The following is a 19074-nucleotide window of genomic DNA, read 5'->3' on the forward strand; positions in this document are numbered from 1 at the left end:
GCGCGAAACAGCACAAGCACCGGATAGCCTGGACGACCGGGGCTCCCTTCATCCCGCAAATGGCCGATCAGCTTCTCGAACCGGTACCACTTGACTAGGCCAGCCAACCGATCCAGCGCCGCATTGGCGCCGGCGCCCTTCGGCATCAGCGCTTCTACAAAGCTCGGCTGTCCTGTCCGCTTCACCGCCATCGATACCTCCAAGGCTTTGCCCTAGGGAATCACAACTGGCGGATTACGCAACAGGCCCCTTGTGGGAGAGGGTGGATCGCCGCGAAGCGGCGAGACGGGTGAGGGGTCTCGCGCGGCCAACGAAGCTCTCGCGCTCGTGGGTGCATACCCCTCATCCGGCGCTTCGCGCCACCTTCTCCCACAAGGGGAGAAGGGAAAAACGGGCTACCAGCTCCAATTGATCTCATGGCTCCAGGGCGGATCGGCGCCCGGGCGGGTGCAGGTCAGGCCGGCGCAATTGGCGGCAAAGGACAGGGCCCGGCGGAGCTCGTCCCCACCGATGGATTTCAGTTGCTGCCGGGCGAGCCTCCCCTGCTTGTGCAGGGCAAAGAGCAGCGCCGCCTGAAAACTGTCGCCCGCGCCGATCGTGTCGGCGACTTCGACTTTGGGCGCGGCGACCTCGATCTGCCCTGCCCCCGCGTGCCATGCGATCGCGCCGTTGTTGCCGCGGGTGATGACGACGAGGCGCGTGCCCTGCCCGAGCAGCGCCTCCGCCCGCTGCTCGTAAGGCTCGTCGCCGAAGAGATAGGCGAAGTCGACGTCGGACATCTTGATGAGATCGGCACAGCCAGTGAACTCGGCCATGCGCGCCAGGTAAGCCGGCTTGTCCTTGACCAGATTGGGCCGACAGTTCGGATCGAACGAGATCGTCGACGACGCCCGCGCGTCCGCGATCAGCGCTGTCGTCTCGGCCGCGCCCTGGTCGTTGACGAGTGTGGTCGAGCCGACATGAACGGCATCCACATGCGCGAACGGAATCGTCCCGCGCCGGTAGGTCCAGTTCCGCGTCGCGGTTCCGGCGTCGTAGAAGGCATAATGCGATTCGCCCGCGACGATGCGGACGAAAGCGAGCGTGGTCTGGTGATCACTGCGGGTGGCGAGATTGAGGTCGACGTTGGAGGCCGCCGCATGATCTGCAATCATCCGCCCGAACAAATCGGTCGAGATGCCGCCGACGAATCCAGTGGGTGCGCCCAGCCGGGCCATGCCGATGGCGACGTTGAGACAGGAGCCGCCGACCGCCGGCATCACCGCCTCGCGTCCTTGCGCATTTCCCGTCGGCACGAAATCGATCAGCGCATCGCCGCAGGCAATCAGCATGTCCTTCAACCTCTCGCGATGTCGGCCATCGCCGCGCGGCTGCCGCGATCGACGTCGCGCAGGAGCTTATAGACCTCGCGCTTGCGGGCGTGAAACGCGGCCATGTCGGGCGCAGTCGGCTCGCTCTTCCGTCCCAGCGCCGACATTTTTGCCATGGTCTCGCCGATCGAGGCATAGGCGCCGCCGGCCACCGCTCCCAGCATCGCAGCCCCCAACAGCACCGGCTCCCTGGTCTGCGGCAGTGCGACGGTGAGGCCGGTCGTATCCGCCATGATCTGCCGCACCAGCGGGCTGCGGCTCGCACCGCCCCCCATGATCATGATGCTGGAGCGAACGCCATGCGCGGCAAATGCCTCGATCACCTCGGCGAGCCCATAAGCGAGTCCGCACAGGCCGGCGACGAACAGCCGCTCCATCGCGGCGATGTCGGTGTCGAGATCGAGGCCCGCGATCACCGCGCGCGTATCGGGGTCGGCGTAGGGCGAGCGGTTGCCGATAAATTCGGGCAAAACATGGATGTCGCGGGCGAGCAGCGCGGCACGGCTGGCGCTGCCTGCGCGTGCGATGATACGGCGCTCGAGGAAGTCGATGAGGTCGAGACCCCCGCTGCGCGCCGCCGCGCTCGCCTCGGTATGGCCGGGATGCGATTTGAGGAGATGGTCGATTGCCGCTCCCGCGGCCGACTGGCCGCCCTCGTTGAGCCAGAAATCAGGAACCATGCCGGAGTAATAAGGCCCCCACACGCCGGGGACGAAGCACGGCTCGGTCGTCGTCGCCATGATGCAGGCCGACGTTCCCATGATGTAGGCAAGCCGGTCACTGACATCGCTCGCCCCGCCCGATCCGTCGCGGCCGCCGATCGCACCGATGCCGCCGGCATGCGCATCGATCAGCGACGCGCCGACCGGTATGCCCGGCGACAAGCCGAGTTCGGCAGCGGCCGTGGCGGTGAGCCCCGCGCCGAGCCACGTGCCGGGGGCGACGATCTCGGTGCCGATGCGGGCGTATTTCTCGTTGACGAAGTCGGACAGGCCGATGCGCTTGAAGAATTGCGCGCTCCAGCCGCCGCCGTCATGGGCGAGATAGTTCCATTTGCAGGTGACGGTGCAGGTCGAGCGCTGGAGCGATCCCGTCGCGCGCCAGGTCAGATAATCCGCGAGGTCGAAGAAGTGTCCGGCGGCGTCGAAGCTCGCGCGCAGGTGCCGCTTCAGCCATAATAGCTTCGGCATCTCCATCTCGGGCGAGATCGAGCCGCCGACATAGCGCAGCACGGCGTCCTCAGTCTCGTTGATCAGCCGCGCCTCGGCGATGGCGCGATGATCCATCCAGACGATGACATTGCGTTGCTTGTCGCCGGATGCACTGACCGTGAGCGGCTCGCCCTGCCTGTCGAGGACAACCAGCGAACAGGTCGCGTCAAAGCCGATGCCGCCGACACTGTCGGGCGCGATGGCGGCTTCCGCCATCGCGGCCCGCACCGATGTCGCGCAGGCCTCCCAGATGTCCTGGGACGACTGTTCGACGATATCTCCGGCCTCGTGCCAGATGCGGATCGGATGCCGGGCGGTGGCTAAAAGCGTGCCGGCCTCGTCAAACACTCCGGCTCGCGTGCTGGTGGTCCCCACGTCGACGCCGATATACGCTCGCGGCATTGTCGCTCCCGGTCGCTTTCCGTCAGCTTTGACGGTGAACCTACCAGCAAGTATAGCCGCCATCCACTAGCACGATGCTGCCGGTCATCAGGCTCGCCGCTTCGGAGCTCAGGAACAATACGACCGAGGCGATCTCCTCGACCTGCCCCATCCGTGCCATCGGGGTTCCGCCGATCCAGGCGTCATACATCTTGGCGTTGCTCTTCACGAAGGCGTTGAGCGGGGTCTCGATATAGGTCGGCGCCACCGCATTGACGCGGATGCCGCGCGCGGCCCATTCGGCGGCCAGCGATTTGGTCAGATGATGCACCCCCGCCTTGGAGGCATTGTAGAAGCACTGTTCCTGCGGCTTGTTGACGATGAAGCCGGACATCGAGCCGACATTGACGATGGCGCCGCTCCCGGCCTTGAGCATGTGCTTGCCGAATTCGCGGCAGCACCAGAAGGTGCCGTTGAGATTGACGTCGATGACGTTGAGCCAGTGCTCGTCGGTAACGGTCTCCGCCGGGGTTTCGCTGCGGGCGATGCCGGCATTGTTGACGAGGATGTCGACCTTGCCGTGGCGGGCGACGAGGTCGTTCGCGACCTCCGCCACGCGCTTGGTGTCGGTCACGTCCATGATCGCGGTCTCCACGTCAAAGCCCTTCGCCTTCAGGCTGGCCTTGGCGCTGTCGGCGACCTTGCTGTCGCGGTCGCCGATGATGACCCTGGCGCCGGCTTCGGCCAGCGCTTCCGCGCAGCCAAGGCCAATGCCCTGCCCGCCGCCAGTGATGAACGCGGTCTTGCCGTTCAGCTTGAATTTTTCCAGGTACATGGTGGCTTTCCGTTTCTTGCCGTTTTCTTGTCAGTTCCGAAGCGCGTTGCCGCCGTCGTCGAAGCGATGGATGCGCGCGGGGTCCGGCACCAGGGACACGCGGTCGCCGGCATGCAGGCTCAGCTCGCCGATGTAGCGCGCCGTCAGCATGCCGAGCGGACCGGCATCGACGTAAAGGAAGGTGTCGCTGCCAAGATGCTCGGCCACCGCGATGGTCCCCTGCCAGCCTCCGGTGCCATCGCGGTCAATCTTGAGGTGCTCCGGCCGGACGCCGATGGTGGCCGCACCACGTTGCAACGCGATCTCACCGGTGACGAAATTCATCTTGGGCGAACCTATGAAACCGGCGACGAAGAGATTGGCCGGCCGCTCGTAAAGCTCCAGCGGCGAGCCATATTGCTCGATCTTGCCGCCGTTGAGCACGACGATCTTGTCGGCCATGGTCATGGCTTCGACCTGGTCGTGGGTGACATAGATCGCGGTGGTGCCAAGCTGCTTCTGCAGCCGTGTCACCTCGATGCGCATCTGCACGCGCAGCGCCGCATCGAGGTTGGAGAGCGGCTCGTCGAACAGGAAGGCCTTGGGCTCGCGCACGATGGCGCGGCCGATCGCGACGCGCTGGCGCTGGCCGCCGGAAAGCTCGCGCGGCTTGCGGTCGAGATAGGGCGTGAGGTTCAGCGTCGCGGCGGCCGCCTCGACCTTGCGGTTGATCTCGTCCTTGGCGAGGCCCGCCATCTTCAGGCCGAAGCCGATATTGCCGCGCACGCTCATATGCGGATAGAGCGCGTAGGACTGGAACACCATCGAGAGACCGCGCTTGGCCGGCGGCGTATCGACGACGTTCTTGCCGTCGATCAGGATCTTGCCGCCAGAGACGTCTTCGAGCCCGGCGATAAGCCGCAAGAGCGTGGTCTTGCCGCAGCCGGAGGGGCCCACGAACACCACGAAGGAGCCGTCGGCGATGTCGAGGTCGGCGCCCTTGATGATGTGCACCGGGCCGAAGGATTTCTGCACGCCCTGAAGTGTGATCTGACCCATGATCCGGCAGCCCTTCTACTTCACCGCGCCGAAGGTGAGCCCGCGCACGAGCTGCTTCTGGCTGAACCAACCGAGGACGAGAATGGGCGCGATCGCCAGCGTCGAGGCCGCCGACAGCTTTGCCCAGAACAGCCCTTCCGGGCTCGAATAGGAGGCGATGAACGTGGTGAGCGGCGCAGCGTTCGACGTCGACAGATTGAGCGTCCAGAACGCCTCGTTCCAGGCCAGGATCAAATTGAGCAGCATGGTCGAGGCCAGGCCCGGGATCGCCATCGGCGTCAAGACATAGACGAGTTCGCGACCGATGGTGGCGCCGTCCATGCGCGCGGCTTCAAGGATGTCGCGCGGGATCTCCTTGAAATAGGTGAACAGCATCCAGATCACGATCGGCAAGTTTCCGAGACACAGGATGAAGACGAGGCCAATGCGGGAATCGAGCAGGCCGAAGGTCTTGTAGATCAGGTAGATCGGCACCAGCACGCCGACCGGCGGCATCATCTTGGTCGAGAGCATCCAGAGCAGGATGTCCTTGGTGCGCTTGGTCGGCGAGAACGCCATCGACCAGGCGGCGGGGATCGCGATCAGAAGGGCAATCAGCGTCGAGCCGCCTGCGATGATGACCGAGTTCATGGCGTGGTGGAAATAGTCGCTGCGCTCCTGCACGGTCGCATAGTTTTCGGTGGTCCAGTGGAAGAACAGGAAGGATGGCGGGATGGCGAAGGCCTCCAGCTCGGTCTTGAAGCTCGCCAGCACCATCCAGAGGATCGGGAAGAAGATCAGGAAGCCGAAGAACCACGCCCCTATTGTCGAGACCACTACCCGCCGCGTCGTCGCCATCCGTGCCATGCTTCATGCCTCCAGATTGCGGCCGACGATGCGGACGAGGAAGAAGGCGACGACGTTGGCGATCACGACAGCAACGAGGCCGCCCGCGGAGGCGCTGCCGACGTCGAACTGGATCAGCGCCTGCGCATAGATCAGGAAGGCGATGTTGGTGGTTTGCAGGCCCGGGCCACCGCCCGTGGTGACATAAATTTCCGCAAAGACCGTGAGCAGGAAGATCGTCTCGATCAGGATCACCACGGTGATGGGCCGCGCCAAGTGCGGCAGCGTGATGTAGATGAAGGTCGAGACGGCGCTGGCGCCGTCCATCTCGGCGGCCTCCTTCTGCTCCTCGTCGAGCGATTGCAGCGCGGTCAGCAGGATCAGCGTCGCGAAGGGCAGCCATTGCCACGTCACGATCAGGATGACGGCAAACAGCGGCACGTCGTTGAACCAGTCGATCGGCGTCAGATGGAACAGCGAGGCGAGCCAGGCGAACAGGCCGGACACCGGATGCATCAGCAAATTCTTCCAGACCAGTGCGCTCACCGTCGGCATCACGAAGAACGGCGCGATCACCATCAGCCGCACGAAATTGCGTCCGATCACCGGCTGGTCCATCAGCAGTGCCAGCGGAATCCCGAGCAGGATCGTCAGCGCCAGTATCGAGCCGACCAGCACCAGCGTGTTCTGGAGCGAGGCCAGGAAGGCGGGATCGGTGAGGAAGTAGCGGAAGTTCTCTAGCCCGATGAATGATTCCGAGCCGGGATCGAGCAGGCTGTAATGCAGCGTCGAGAAATAGATCGTCAGCGCCAGCGGGACGATCATCCAGATGAACAGCAGCCCGACGGCCGGCGTCAGGAGCGAGCGCGCAAGGGTCTGCGTCTGCCGGGTTGCCATCAACGCTTCTCCGCTGGCGGGAAGAAGGCGGCCATCCATGACGCTGGATGGCCGCTAGTCTGAGCTCAGGAGGAAGAGCTCGGGTTCACTTGATGTAGCCGGCGCGCTTCATCTCGCGCTCGGTTGCCGATTGCGCCGCGGCGAGCGCGGCGTCGACGGTCATCGAGCCCGCAAGCGCGGCGGAGAATTGCTGGCCGACCTGGGTGCCGATGCCCTGGAATTCGGGGATCGCAGCGTATTGCACGCCGACATAAGGCACCGGCTTCACCGTCGGCTTGTTCGGATCGGCCGCGTCGATCGAGGCCAGCGTCAGCTTGGCGAACGGGGCGACCTTCAGATATTCATCATTCTTGTAAAGCGAGGTGCGCGTGCCTGGCGGCACATTGGCCCAGCCCTCCTTCGATGCCACGAGCTTGGTGTAGTCCTTGCTCGTCGCCCAGGCGATGAACTTCTCGGCGGCTTCCATCTTCTTGGAGCCGGCAGGGATCGCGAGATTCCAGGCCCACAGCCAGTTGGCGTTCTTGCCGAGCCCGGTGTTGGGCGCGAGCGCGAAACCGACCTTGTCGGCGACCTTGGAATCCTTCGGATTGGTGACGAAGGACGCCGCCACCGTGGCGTCGATCCACATCGCGCATTTGCCGGCGTTGAACAGCGCCAGGTTCTCGTTGAAGCCGTTGGAACTCGCGCCGGGAGGGCCGGCTTCCTTCATCAGATTGACATAGGTCGTGAGCGTCGTCTTCCATTCCGGCGTGTTGAACTGCGGTTCCCACTTCTCATCGAACCAGCGCGCACCGTAGGAATTGGCCATGGCCGAGAGGAACGCCATGTTCTCGCCCCAGCCGGCCTTGCCGCGCAGGCAGATGCCGTAGGTGCCGGCGCTCTTGTCGGTCAGCTTCTTGGCGGCGTCGATCACGAAATCCCAGGTCGGCTTTTCCGGCATCTTCAGGCCGGCCTTCTCGAACAGATCGGTGCGATACATCACCATCGAGCTTTCGCCGTAGAATGGCGCGGCATAGAGCTTGCCGTCGACGGAAACCGCATCCTTGATCTTGGGCAGGAGGTCGGCGACGTCGTAATCGCCGCCGAGATTGGCGAGCGGCACCAGCCAGCCCTTCTTGGCCCAGATCGGCACCTCATAGGTGCCGATGGTGAGGACGTCGAACTGACCGCCCTTGGTGGCGATGTCGGTGGTGACGCGCTGGCGCAGCACGTTCTCCTCCAACGTCACCCATTTCACGGTGATATCGGGGTACTTCTTGGTGAATTCAGCCGTCAGCCCCTGCATGCGGATCATGTCGCCATTGTTGACGGTGGCGATCGTCAGGGTCGTTTCGGCCATCGCGGGGACGGCCAGCAACAGAACAGACGCGCCACAGACGGCGCCCAAGACATGTTTCACGGTGACCTCCCTCAAACTCGCGTTTTGAGCATATGCCCACGCGTTGGGCGTATGTTCAACGCAAGGAAGGAGGATTGTCAAGCAGGCGCAGAGCCGTTTGCGCAACTTATGAGTGCTGCGGTGCGGAAGGGGTTGCGAGCGAATGGAAGAGGATGGCGCGGCTTGCTCCATCTCTCCCGCTTGCGGGAGAGGTCGGATCGCATCGAAGATGCGATACGGGTGAGGGCTTTCACCTCTTGGGGAGTCTTCCCAGCGGAAAGACCCTCTCCCCACCCCTCTCCCGCAAGCGGGAGAGGGAGCCAAGTCCCGCAGCCGCGCCAGTTCGCCCTACCGCTCCAAAATCGCCTGCGCGGTCGTTTCGTCGGTAATCAGCCCGTTGATTAGGCCGCCGTTCAGCGCTGCCGCGATCGCCGGCACCTTGGCGGCACCGACCGCGGCGGCGATGGTGGTGGCCTTCGCCGGCACTTCGGGCGGGATGCTGGTGAGGCGCTTGTTGGTGCCGGCCTTGAGCAGGCGGCCCTTGGAATCATAGGCCCAGCCGGTGATCTCGCCGATGGCACCCAGCCGCATCATCTCGAACAATTCGTCACGGGTGACGAAGCCGTCGACATGCACCTGCGCCTTCTGGTCCATCTGGCCGATGCCGACGAGGCGCAAGTCCGCCTTGGCCGCGACCGCCTTCACCTTGGCGATCGGCTCGATGCGGACCATTTTGTTGCGCTCGTCCTCCGACGACATCAGGAACGGCAGCGGCATCGGATAGTGCCGCGCACCGGTGCGGTCGGCGAGCCGGCCGACGGTGTCATAGAAGCTCGCCGAACCATCGGCGGAGATGTTGCCGACCAGTGAGACGATCTGGTGATTGGGCCGGTCGATCGGCGTGACACGCTCGACTGCGGCGCGCACTGCACGGCCGGTGCCGAGCGCGACGATCACCGGCGTCTCCGAACGCAGCGTCGCATCGAGCAGATTGGCGCAGCGTTCGGCGATGCCGGAAGTAGCCTGCGGCGCCGCCGGATCGGCCGGCACCACCTCGCAGTGAGCGAGATCGAAACGCTCCTTCAGGCGCGCCGCAAGTTCCATGCAGGCGGCGATGGGGTGTTCGAGCCGGAAGGTGATGAGACGCTCGGCTAGGCACAACGAGACCAGCCGCTGCGCCGACGCCCGCGAGACCTGGAGCATCCTTGCGATCTCGTCCTGGGTGTGACCGGCGATGAAATACAGCCAGCCGGCGCGCGCGGCGTCGTCGAGTCGGGATTTGTCGTTCTCGGCGGCCATGCGGGCCTCACGCCTCCCAGAAATCGCTCATGCGCGCAAAGACCCGGTCGGCCCCCGCCTCGGACAATATAGCCCGGCCGTCGCGACCGCGATAATGGTTGCCGCCGACAAATCCCCAGACCGTCATGCCGGCCGCCTTGCCCGCCTGCACGCCGCTGACGCTGTCCTCGATCACCAGGGTACGCGCAGGTTGCGCGCCCATCTTCTCGGCCGCAAGGAGAAACAGATCGGGCGCCGGCTTGCCATTCCTGACCATTTGCGCGGTATAGATCCGCTCGCCGAAATGCGCCCGCAAGTTCGTGACGTCGAGAGAGAGTGAGACGCGGTCGATGTCGCTCGACGACGCCACGCAAAACGGCATTCGCAGGTCGGACATGATGGCGGCAACGCCGGGGATCGGCCGGAGTGAGCCCGCGAACGTCGCCAGCACATGCGACTTCAGGCGCGGCAGAAAGCCATCCGGCACGATCTGCCCGAGATCACGATAATGCTGCTCGATCGCCTTGGTGCTGCGCCCGAGAAAAAGCTCGAGCGCCTGCGTCTGAGTGAGCGCAATGCCGAATTCGGCCAGCACCTCGGACAGACACTGGCAGCTCAAAAGCTCGCTGTCGACGAGTACGCCGTCGCAGTCGAAGATGATCAGGTCGGGTTTTGACCGGAAGTCGTCCATCCGGCCATTCGATCATATACCCAGCGGATGAGCAATAGTTCGAGCGGGAACGCGTCGCCGCGGGCTTTCCCCTGTTAGTGCGCGACCTGCCGGTAGATCGCCGGCAGCGCCGCGGGCAGCCGCTTGATGTTGCCGACGATGGCATAGCCGCCGCGCCCGAACAGGGTCGGGAAATAGGATTGCGCGGTTGCGTCCACCGTGACGCCGAAGGCGGCGATGCCGAGCCGGCGCGCCTCTTGCACCGACTTGCGGGTGTCTTCGAGCGCGAAGCGGCCCTCGTAATGGTCGACGTCGTTCGGCTTGCCGTCGGTGAGGACGAGCAGCAGCTTCCTGCGCTGCGGCTGGCGGGCGAGCTCGGTTGCGGCGTGGCGCACCGCCGCGCCGATCCGCGTGTAATAGCCCGGCTTCAGCGCGCCGATGCGGCGCTCGACCGTCCCGCTCATCGGCTCACCAAAGGCCTTGACCGTCTCGAGCCTCACCCAGGACCGCCGACGTGAAGTGAAGGTGAGGATGCTGTGGTGATCGCCGCAGGCCGAAATCCCGTGGGCGAGCGCCAGCAGCGCCTCCTTCTCGACGTCGAGCACGCGGTAGCCATCGACCCAGGCGTCCGTGGACAGCGAGACGTCGACGAGCAGCGTGACGGCGAGATCGTGCCCTTGCGGGCGCATCGCGACGTGGATGCGATCGAGACCGCTGCTGCTGCCGGCGCGGAGGTCGCAGCGCGCGCGCACCAGCGCGTCGAGGTCGAGATCGTGTCCGTCGAGCTGGGCGCGCATCAATTCGTGACGCGGCCGCAACACCTCGAAGCGGCGGCGCACCTGGCGGATGTGCCGGCGCATGGCATCGTCGGGGGTCCAGCTCTCACCCTGCTCGGAGGCCGCACCCGCCAGCACGCGGCAATGATCGGGCAGATAGGATCCGCTGCGGTAATCCCATTCCGGATAGGTAAGGTCCGCGTTCAGCCGCGACGCATCGAGGGCCTCCGGCGGCAGGTCGAGATCGAACTTGAACCGGCTCGCCGGTTTGCCGGTGCGGCGGCTGAGCGTGATCTCCTCGAGATCGTCGGCCGCCTTCTGCGCATCCTCGTCTTCACTGTCGTCGGCCGGACGGTCGACATTGACCATCTCGGCCATCGCGAGGATCTTCTCGAAGCGGTTGAGCACGAAGGGATCGCGGCGGTTGGCATTGTCCTCGCGCTCGCGGACGGCAAAGCGCTTGCGATTGTCCTGGGCCTCGGGCTCGGCGCCCGGGGCACATTCGTCCTCGCCTGCATGCGCGGGCGAGAGCTCGCGCGTCCAGCAATCCCCCCAGAGCGGGCACGGCAGGATCGAATGATAGCCCGGCGGCGCCTTGTCCGGCAGCGGGCCCGTTCCCATCATCGCCGGCCACAGACTACCCGCAGGCGCCTTGCCGGCGCCGAGCAAGGCCAAGACGATCTGCTCGACTTCCTGTTCGATGCGCGGCAAGGGGCGACGAGGCCGGGCCTCGGCGGTTGCTGCCGCGAGTTGGGTGTAATCGGCGACGAGCCCGGGGAATTGCGTGAGCACCCAGACCGCCGTCTCACTTGCCCGGCGCAACACCAGAAGATCCCGCCGCAGCGGATCGGCTTCCGTGATCGTCTCGATCGGTGCAGCTGCGAACCATGCCGCAAGCCAGCGATAGAGCGCCGCGTTCAAGGCGCGGTCGGGAAAGATCGATATCCGATCGGGCAGGAAGATGGTCGCCGCGTCACGGCCCGGCTGCTCGAGGCGCTCGTCACCGAGGCCGATGCGCTGCCGCCAGCCGAGACGGTGCCCTGATTTTCGCGCGCCCGCGCTTGCAATCTGCACCCCGGTCTCGCCGCCAAGCGCGCGGAACATCACCGCGAGCCGGCCTCGCACCTCGGTCAGTGCAACGGCGTGATCATCATGAACCGGATAGCTCGCGGTGCCGCCGACCATCCTGTGCCAGGCGCGGCCGACCGTCTCCTCCAGTTCGAGGAAGTCGAGCATGGGCGCGGCCTCACCCGATGACGGCGCGTGAGACGTCCAGCAGCGCCGCCTTCACGTCGGAATCGTCGGTCAGCGGCTCGATCATGCCGGCCAGCACGGCATCGGCAATCGGCGTGCCCGCGGCAATCAGGGTCGCGCAATAGACCACGAGCCGGGTCGAGACGCCCTCCTCCAGGTCGTGGCCCTTCAGCGCGCGCAGCCGACCAGCCAGCCCCACCAGCGGCCGCACGCGCTCCGGCGACAGTCCGCTTTCGGCGGACACGACGGCGATCTCCTGCTCGGGCGGCAGGAAGCCGAATTCGATGGCGATGAAGCGCTGGCGCGTCGATGGCTTCAGCGCCTTCAGCAGCGTCTGGTAGCCGGGATTGTAAGAGACCACGAGCATGAAGCTGTTCGGCGCCACCAGCTCCTCGCCGGTCCGCTCCAGCGGCAGGATACGGCGGTCGTCAGTCAGAGGATGCAGCACCACTGTGACGTCCTTGCGGGCCTCCACGACCTCGTCGAGATAGCAGATGCCGCCCTCGCGCACGGCGCGCGTCAACGGACCATCGGTCCACACGGTGTCGCCGCCCCGCAAGAGATAACGGCCGGTGAGATCGGCGGCAGTGAGGTCGTCATGACAGGCGACTGTATGAAGCGGCAGGCCCAGCCGCGCCGCCATATGCGCGACGAAGCGCGTCTTGCCGCAGCCGGTCGGCCCCTTGAGCAAAACCGGCAGACGACGCCGCCAGGCATGCTCGAAAAGCTCGCATTCGTTTCCGGATGGAACATAGGCCGGCAGCTCGGGGGCCGAGGTTACCGTGTGAAGGGCAGCTTTCATGATGTCTCTCCGGATTTTCCAGGAAGCGGGCGGCCGCGGCGAACCGCGGCCGCCCTTTCTCTCGTTTACTCGGCCGGCTGCAGCGCCGCAGGAATGGTCGCCTGCCTCTCGCGGCCCGGCACCAGCACGGCCCAGACGAACATCAGCGCGGAGATCGCGACGAACACGCCGGAGCCGAGCCGGACCCAGTAGAACATCGCGAGCTGGTCCTGGACGTCCATGTAACCCTGGCCGAGCACGCGCTGCAGGTGAACCTGGACCACGCCGGCGAAGGTCAGCGCGAAAGTCATGGTCATCATGGCCGTGCACATGATCCAGAAGCTCGTCATGGAGAGCCATTGGTTATAGGGCGCGCGTCCCTTGATCTGCGGGATCGCATAGGCCATCACCGACAGGTTCAGCATCACATAGGCGCCGAAGAAGGCGAGATGGCCGTGCGCGGCGGTGACCTGCGTGCCGTGGGTATAGTAGTTCACCGAGGACAGCGTGTGCAGGAAGCCCCACACGCCGGCACCAAGGAACGCCATCACCGAGCAGCCAACCGACCACAACAGCGCAGCGCGATTCGGATGCTTGCGGCCGGCCTTCCAGGTCATCTGCACGGTGAAGATCACCATGGTGAAGAACGGCGCAACCTCGAGCGTGGAGAACAGCGAGCCGATCCACTGCCAGTAGCCGGGCGCGCCGATCCAATAGAAATGGTGGCCGGTACCGAGGATGCCCGAGAACAGGGCAAGGCCGATGATGACGTAGAGCCACTTCTCGACGACCTCACGATCGATGCCGTTAAGCTTGATCATGAGATAGGCGAGCACGGAGGCCATGATCAGCTCCCACACGCCCTCGACCCAGAGATGGACGACGTACCACCAGTACATCTTGTCGACGGCAAGGTTCGCCGGGTTGTAAAAGGCGAACAGGAAGAAGATCGCAACGCCCCACAGGCCGAACAACAGGATGTTGGTGACCGTGGTCTTGCGGCCCTTCAGCGCCGTCATCGTGACGTTGAACAGGAACATCAGGCAGACGACGACGATGCCGACCTTGATGATGAAGGGCTGTTCGAGAAACTCCCGGCCCTCGTGGTAGTGGAAGAGATAGCCGACCACGGCGACGCCGGCTGCGCCGAAGAACATCCAGAACTGGATCTTCGCCAGCAGCGGGCTGTAGAGCTCGTTCTCGGTCTCTTCCGGGAGCAGATAGTAGGTCGCGCCCATGAAGCCGATCAGCGACCATACGATCAGCGCGTTGGTATGGATCATCCTGACGATGTTGAACGGCAGCAGCGTCGACAGCGTATTGGGTAGGACGTAGATGGTCCCGGCGAGCAGGCCGAACACGACCTGGGCCAGGAACAGGGTCAGCGCGCCGTAGAAATACAGCATCGCGACTTTCTGGGTTTGGTACTTCATCTCGGGTTCTCTCTGTCTTGAAAGAGGAAAGCTGTGCGCCTTGCTTGTTGTTTGAGCATGATCTCTTCGGAAAACCGCTTCACACTTTTCCGGATCATGCTCAGCCGGCCTTGTTCGGCGGCCAGCTCTGACGCTTGATCGTGCTGGTCCATTGCAGGAAGTCGGCGAGATCGTTGAGTTCCTGGTCGGTGAGGTTGAACTGCGGCATCTGCCGCCGGCCCTCTGCGCCCGAGGGCTGCGATTGCATCCAGGCCTTCAGCGTCTCGCGCGCGGCGGCCGGATCCTCGTTGCCGCCCCAGCGATCCCAGACGTTGCCGACCTCTGGGGCGAAATAGGCGCCCTCGCCCAGCAGCGTGTGGCAGTTGATGCAGGAGTTCTTCTCCCAGACATGCTTGCCGCGGGCGACCGACGACGTCAGCGTCTTCGCGTCGGTCGAGGTCGTCGCCATGTAGTAATGGCTGTGCGCCGTCAGCCCTATGAAAATGGCGAAGAAGAAGGCCGAACCGCCGTAGAAGACATTTCGAGCGGCCGACTTGGTCAGGCGTTCAGCCATTGCCAATCCTTTCCGTTTGATTCCTGAGAAAGATGCGATGCTGCGATTTATTGCCGATTGCCGGGGGGTACTCTTTGACGAAGCGCAAGCAGCGCGACGATGCGCAACCGCCAGTCAGATCAGGGCAACGACGGCTGATGCGAGCCAGGCAAACAGCACCACGATGAAGACCCAGGCGCTGACGAGGCCGCGCCAAAGTGCCGGCGCTGAGCGAAGATCGAGGAAATCGAGCACGATACGGCGGCCCTTGAGAGCGGCAAACGTCAGCAGCAAGGCGTTGGCGAACAAGGGGCGCGACACCAGCGGCGGCACCAGAATGGTCGCGAGCGCTAGGCCGATCAACGTGATCCAGGTGATGTCGAGACGATCCGGAATCACGGGTGCACCAGATAGATGATGGGAAACATGACGATCCAGAGCAGGTCGACCATGTGCCAGAAAGCGGTGCCGGTCTCGACGCCCGCCGCTCGGGCACCCCGGGACACTACGGCCAGAATCACGATGCCGAGGCCGACATGCAGGAGATGGAAGCCGGTGAGGAGGAAGTACAGCGTGAAGAACGGGCTGGTCTCCAGGCCGTTTCCTAACGCGATCTCGCCGGCATATTCGAACAGCTTGATCGCGATGAAGACGACGCCAAGGGCCATGGCGCCGAACAGCCAGCCGCGTGCACGCCGGCTTTCGCCCGCCCGTGCAGCAGCCGCCCCGCGCGCGGCAGCCCAGCCACTGGTCACGAGCACGATGGTGTTGATTCCCGCCAGATGCGCATCAAGGCTGGCCTGACCGGCCGCGAAGACCGCCGGGTGAAGCGCGCGCGCGATGACGAAAGCGCCAAGGAACAGGCCGAAGGCGGCGAGCTCGCTGAAGATCAGCACCCAGATCATGGGATCGCCGGGAAGATCTTCCAGGATTCCCCAGCCGGTTCCCTGTTGTTCGCAATCCGTTGCCGACATCTGACTTCCGCATCAAGACGCCGAACAGATATCCCACCGGCGCGATTCCAACTTTGTCGCCGGACAAATAGTGCAACTGGCGGGAGGCAGGTTTGCGCTATCGCAACGTCCCGCCCGCCTCACCGCCATAGGGTCGGTGCATCCGGTGGTTCCGCAAAACGGCGAGCGATGCAATGAGCGATGCACAAATCGGGCTGATGACCGCGACCCCCATCATCATCGTGTTCGCCATCGCGCTCCGGCGAATGGGGGTCCTGTCGACCGTGGCAACCGTATCGGCGGTAATCCTCTCCGTCGCGATCGCGACGGTGCTGTTCACGACGCAATCACCGCTGCCGTAGGGTGGGCAAAGCGAAGCGTGCCCACCATAGTGCCACGAGAGAAGATGGTGGGCACGGCGCTTACGCGCCTTTGCCCACCCTACCAGACCGTCAATGCGGCTACCGCCGCTGGTTATACACGTCGATACACACCGCCCCGAGCAGCACCAGGCCCTTGATGACCTGCTGATAGTCGATGCCGATGCCGAGGATGGACATGCCGTTGTTCATCACGCCCATGATCATGGCGCCGACCACGGCGCCGCCGACGCGCCCGACTCCGCCATAGGCCGAGGCGCCGCCGATGAAGCAGGCGGCGATGACGTCGAGTTCGAAGCCCAATCCCGCCTTCGGCGTCGCGGTGTTGAGGCGCGCGGCAAAGACGAGGCCGGCAAGCGCGGCGAGCACGCCCATGTTGACGAAGGTGAGGAAGGTCAGGCGTTCGGTCTTGATGCCCGACAGTTTTGCCGCCTTCGCATTGCCGCCCACCGCGTAGACCTGCCGGCCGATCACGGTGCGCCGGGTGACGAAGCCATAGAGCGCGATCAGCGCGGTCATGATGACCAGCACGTTCGGCAGGCCGCGATGCGAGGCGATCAGATAGGTGAAATAGAGCACGGCGCAAGCGAGCAGGACGCTCTTGCCCAGGAAGAACGCATAAGGCTCGACCTCGATGCCATGGGACTGCTCGCGCGAGCGGCCCTTGGCGCTGGCATAGACGAGTCCGAGCGCGAGCACGGCACCGATCAGCATGGAGGTCGGATGCAGCGTGCCGGCTTCGGGCAGCAGCTCCGGAATGAAGCCGGAGGACAGTTTCTGGAAGGTCGCCGGGAACGGGCCGAGCGACTGCCCTTGGAGCACCGCGAGCGCGAGGCCCTTGAACACCAGCATGCCCGCCAGCGTCACGATGAAGGACGGAATGCCGAAAAAGGCCACCCAATAGCCCTGCGCCGCGCCGATCGCCGCACCCAGCAACAGGCAGGCGATGAAGGCGAGCGTGTAGTCGATCTTGTAGGTCACCATCAGCACTGCGGCCACCGCGCCGACGAAGCCGGCGACCGAGCCAACCGACAGGTCGATATGGCCGGTGACGATCACCAGCAGCATGCCGAGCGCCATGATGACGATGTAGCTGTTCTGCAGCACCAGGTTGGTCAGGTTGAGCGGCTGCAACAGCGTGCCGCCGGTCATGACCTGGAAGAACAGCATGATCGCGATCAACGACATCAGCATGCCGTAATTGCGCAAATTGTTCTTGATGAAGCTGCCGTGCCGGCGCTCCTCGGGCAGCGATACCGTCTTGTCGGTCATGGCTGCATTCCTCCCATTTCCGCGGCCGCGGGCGCGGCGTTCCCAATGTTTCGTTCGTTGCGCATGATGGCGCGCATGATCTTTTCCTGCGTCGCCTCGGCTCCGCTGAACTCGCCGACGAAGGCGCCGTCGTTCATGACGCAGATGCGGTCGCAGATGCCGAGCAGCTCGGGCATCTCCGATGAGATCACCACGACGCCGCGGCCGGCCTCCGCCAGCTCGTTGATGATACAGTAAATCTCGTATTTGGCACCGACGTCGATGCCCCGCGTCGGCTCGTCCAGGATCAGGACCTTGGGATCGGTCATCAGCCATTTCGACAGCACCACCTTCTGCTGGTTGCCGCCGGAGAGCTGGCCGGTCTCCTGGTAGACGTCGGAGCAGCGGATGCGCATGCGGGTGCGATAGTCGCTGGCGATCTTCAGCTCGGCGATGTCGTCGATCACGCGGCTTGGCGCGACCTGGTCGAGGCTGGCGAGCGTGATGTTCTTGCGGACGTCGTCGGCCAGGATCAGGCCGAGCTGCTTGCGATCCTCGGTGACATAGGCAAGGCCGGCGTCGATCGCCGCCGCGACGCTCGGCAGCACCATGTCTCTGCCTTCGAGCCGGATGCTGCCGCTGATATGGGTGCCCCAGGAGCGGCCGAACAGGCTCATGGCGAATTCAGTGCGGCCGGCGCCCATCAGCCCGGCAATGCCGACGACCTCGCCGCGCTTGACGCCGAAATTGACGTTCTTGATCACCTGCCGCTCGGGATGGATGGGATGATAGACCGACCAGTTCGCGACGTCGAGCACGGGCTCGCCGATCTTCACGCTGCGCTCCGGGAAACGGTGCGCCATGTCGCGATTGACCATGCTGCGGATGATGCGGTCTTCCTGAATCGGCTCGGCGCGGCAATCGATGCTGTCGACAGTGCGGCCGTCGCGGAGCACGGTGATGTGGTCGGCGACCTTGGCGACCTCGTTGAGCTTGTGCGAGATCAGGATCGAGCCGATGCCCTGCTCGCGGAACGCCATCAGGCGTTCGAGCAGCGCGGCGCTGTCGGCCTCGTTGAGGCTCGCGGTCGGCTCGTCCAGGATCAGCATCCGCACCCGCTTGGACAGCGCCTTGGCGATCTCGACCAGTTGCTGCTTGCCGACGCCGAGATCGGTGATCAGCGTGTCCGGCGATTCCTTCAGGCCGACCTGCGCCAGCAGCTCACGTGTGCGCCGGTACACCTCGTCGCGGTCGATCACGCCCAGCTTTGAAGGCGGATGCGACAGAAAAATGTTCTCCGCGATCGACATCAGCGGGATCAGCGCCAGCTCCTGGTGGATGATGATGATGCCGAGCGCCTCGGAATCGTTGATGTCGCGGAAGCGCCGCTCCTCGCCGTCGAAGACGATGGTGCCCTCATAGCTTCCATGCGGGTAGACACCACTGAGCACCTTCATCAGCGTCGACTTGCCGGCACCGTTCTCGCCGACGAGCGCGTGGATCTGCCCGGCGTGAACCGAGAAGTTGACGTCGCGTAGCGCCTGCACGCCTGCAAAGCTCTTGCTGACGTTGCGCATCTCCAGCATGGCGGTCATCGTGTCATATCCCTCGATCGCTGTCGTTCACCTCTCCCCGCTTGCGGGGAGAGGTCGGATCGCATCGCAAGATGCGATCCGGGTGAGGGGAAGTCTCCGCGAGTCCCACTGCCACCTCGCTCGCGGAGGCGGGGGGGCCCCCCCCCCCCCCCCCCCCCCCCCCCGGGGGGGGGGGGGGGGGGGGGGGGGGCGCCCCCACGCGCGGGGGTTTTAGGGCGGGGGGGCCCCCCCCACAC

General features: G+C 64.7%; 18 protein-coding genes and 1 pseudogene. 1 reads left to right on the forward strand and 18 read right to left on the reverse strand.

The window, feature by feature from the left end:
* The 16 genes and pseudogenes from GGD65_RS39685 to GGD65_RS39760 form a co-directional block, all read right to left on the reverse strand.
* Positions 1-191 (reverse strand): annotated as a pseudogene (locus GGD65_RS39685) (IS5/IS1182 family transposase); the annotation flags it as partial.
* 204 nt (positions 192-395) lie between these two features.
* Positions 396-1331 carry a carbohydrate kinase gene (locus tag GGD65_RS39690; RefSeq protein WP_183238731.1) on the reverse strand — a complete coding sequence of 312 codons (936 nt, stop codon included), beginning with the start codon at positions 1329-1331 and terminating at the stop codon, positions 396-398.
* Positions 1332-1336: 5 nt separating this feature from the next.
* Entirely contained in the window at positions 1337-2983 is a 1647-nt protein-coding gene (locus GGD65_RS39695; RefSeq protein ID WP_183238732.1) for an FGGY-family carbohydrate kinase, read from the reverse strand.
* Between the two features lie 40 nt (positions 2984-3023).
* Positions 3024-3797, reverse strand: a complete 774-nt coding sequence (locus GGD65_RS39700; protein WP_183238733.1) for an SDR family NAD(P)-dependent oxidoreductase — start codon at positions 3795-3797, stop codon at positions 3024-3026.
* Between the two features lie 30 nt (positions 3798-3827).
* Positions 3828-4835: an ABC transporter ATP-binding protein gene (locus tag GGD65_RS39705; RefSeq protein ID WP_183238734.1), complete on the reverse strand. Its 1008-nt coding sequence runs from the start codon at positions 4833-4835 to the stop codon at positions 3828-3830.
* A gap of 15 nt (positions 4836-4850) precedes the next feature.
* Positions 4851-5681 (reverse strand): carbohydrate ABC transporter permease, encoded by an 831-nt coding sequence (locus GGD65_RS39710; RefSeq protein WP_183238735.1) that lies wholly within the window; start codon positions 5679-5681, stop codon positions 4851-4853.
* A gap of 3 nt (positions 5682-5684) precedes the next feature.
* On the reverse strand, positions 5685-6557 hold the full coding sequence (locus tag GGD65_RS39715) for a carbohydrate ABC transporter permease (protein WP_183238736.1): 873 nt from the start codon (positions 6555-6557) through the stop codon (positions 5685-5687).
* A gap of 85 nt (positions 6558-6642) precedes the next feature.
* Positions 6643-7956, reverse strand: coding sequence for a sugar ABC transporter substrate-binding protein (locus GGD65_RS39720; protein WP_183238737.1), 1314 nt, complete (start codon positions 7954-7956; stop codon positions 6643-6645).
* Between the two features lie 327 nt (positions 7957-8283).
* Positions 8284-9234 carry a sugar-binding transcriptional regulator gene (locus GGD65_RS39725; protein WP_183238738.1) on the reverse strand — a complete coding sequence of 317 codons (951 nt, stop codon included), beginning with the start codon at positions 9232-9234 and terminating at the stop codon, positions 8284-8286.
* Positions 9235-9241: 7 nt separating this feature from the next.
* Complete coding sequence (locus tag GGD65_RS39730; RefSeq protein WP_092256282.1) at positions 9242-9904, reverse strand: HAD family hydrolase; 663 nt, start codon at positions 9902-9904, stop codon at positions 9242-9244.
* A gap of 74 nt (positions 9905-9978) precedes the next feature.
* Positions 9979-11895 (reverse strand): nitric oxide reductase activation protein NorD, encoded by a 1917-nt coding sequence (locus tag GGD65_RS39735; RefSeq protein ID WP_183238739.1) that lies wholly within the window; start codon positions 11893-11895, stop codon positions 9979-9981.
* A 10-nt stretch (positions 11896-11905) separates the two neighbouring features.
* Positions 11906-12715 (reverse strand): CbbQ/NirQ/NorQ/GpvN family protein, encoded by an 810-nt coding sequence (locus tag GGD65_RS39740; RefSeq protein WP_018315918.1) that lies wholly within the window; start codon positions 12713-12715, stop codon positions 11906-11908.
* Between the two features lie 65 nt (positions 12716-12780).
* Positions 12781-14127, reverse strand: a complete 1347-nt coding sequence (locus tag GGD65_RS39745; RefSeq protein ID WP_092256289.1) for a cbb3-type cytochrome c oxidase subunit I — start codon at positions 14125-14127, stop codon at positions 12781-12783.
* A gap of 100 nt (positions 14128-14227) precedes the next feature.
* Positions 14228-14680: a cytochrome c gene (locus GGD65_RS39750; protein ID WP_018315916.1), complete on the reverse strand. Its 453-nt coding sequence runs from the start codon at positions 14678-14680 to the stop codon at positions 14228-14230.
* Positions 14681-14794: 114 nt separating this feature from the next.
* Entirely contained in the window at positions 14795-15055 is a 261-nt protein-coding gene (locus GGD65_RS39755; protein WP_183238742.1) for a cytochrome C oxidase subunit IV family protein, read from the reverse strand.
* The gene (locus GGD65_RS39760) at positions 15055-15633 is read right to left on the reverse strand and encodes a cytochrome c oxidase subunit 3 family protein (protein ID WP_183238740.1); all 579 of its coding nucleotides are present in this window, start codon (positions 15631-15633) and stop codon (positions 15055-15057) included. The genes GGD65_RS39755 and GGD65_RS39760 overlap by 1 nt, the downstream gene beginning before the upstream one ends.
* Before the next feature lie 173 nt (positions 15634-15806).
* On the opposite strand from GGD65_RS39760, the gene GGD65_RS39765 reads away from it, so the two are divergent.
* Entirely contained in the window at positions 15807-15974 is a 168-nt protein-coding gene (locus GGD65_RS39765; protein WP_018315913.1) for a hypothetical protein, read from the forward strand.
* A gap of 99 nt (positions 15975-16073) precedes the next feature.
* Here the strand turns inward: GGD65_RS39765 and mmsB are convergent, their stop codons facing one another.
* Together mmsB and mmsA are read right to left on the reverse strand one after the other, a co-directional pair.
* Entirely contained in the window at positions 16074-17264 is a 1191-nt protein-coding gene (gene mmsB, locus GGD65_RS39770; RefSeq protein WP_018315912.1) for a multiple monosaccharide ABC transporter permease, read from the reverse strand.
* Positions 17261-18838, reverse strand: a complete 1578-nt coding sequence (mmsA, locus tag GGD65_RS39775; protein WP_183238741.1) for a multiple monosaccharide ABC transporter ATP-binding protein — start codon at positions 18836-18838, stop codon at positions 17261-17263. The genes mmsB and mmsA overlap by 4 nt, the downstream gene beginning before the upstream one ends.
* Positions 18839-19074 lie beyond the last annotated feature (236 nt).

The organism is Bradyrhizobium sp. CIR18 (assembly GCF_014198295.1).
Lineage (GTDB): Bacteria > Pseudomonadota > Alphaproteobacteria > Rhizobiales > Xanthobacteraceae > Bradyrhizobium.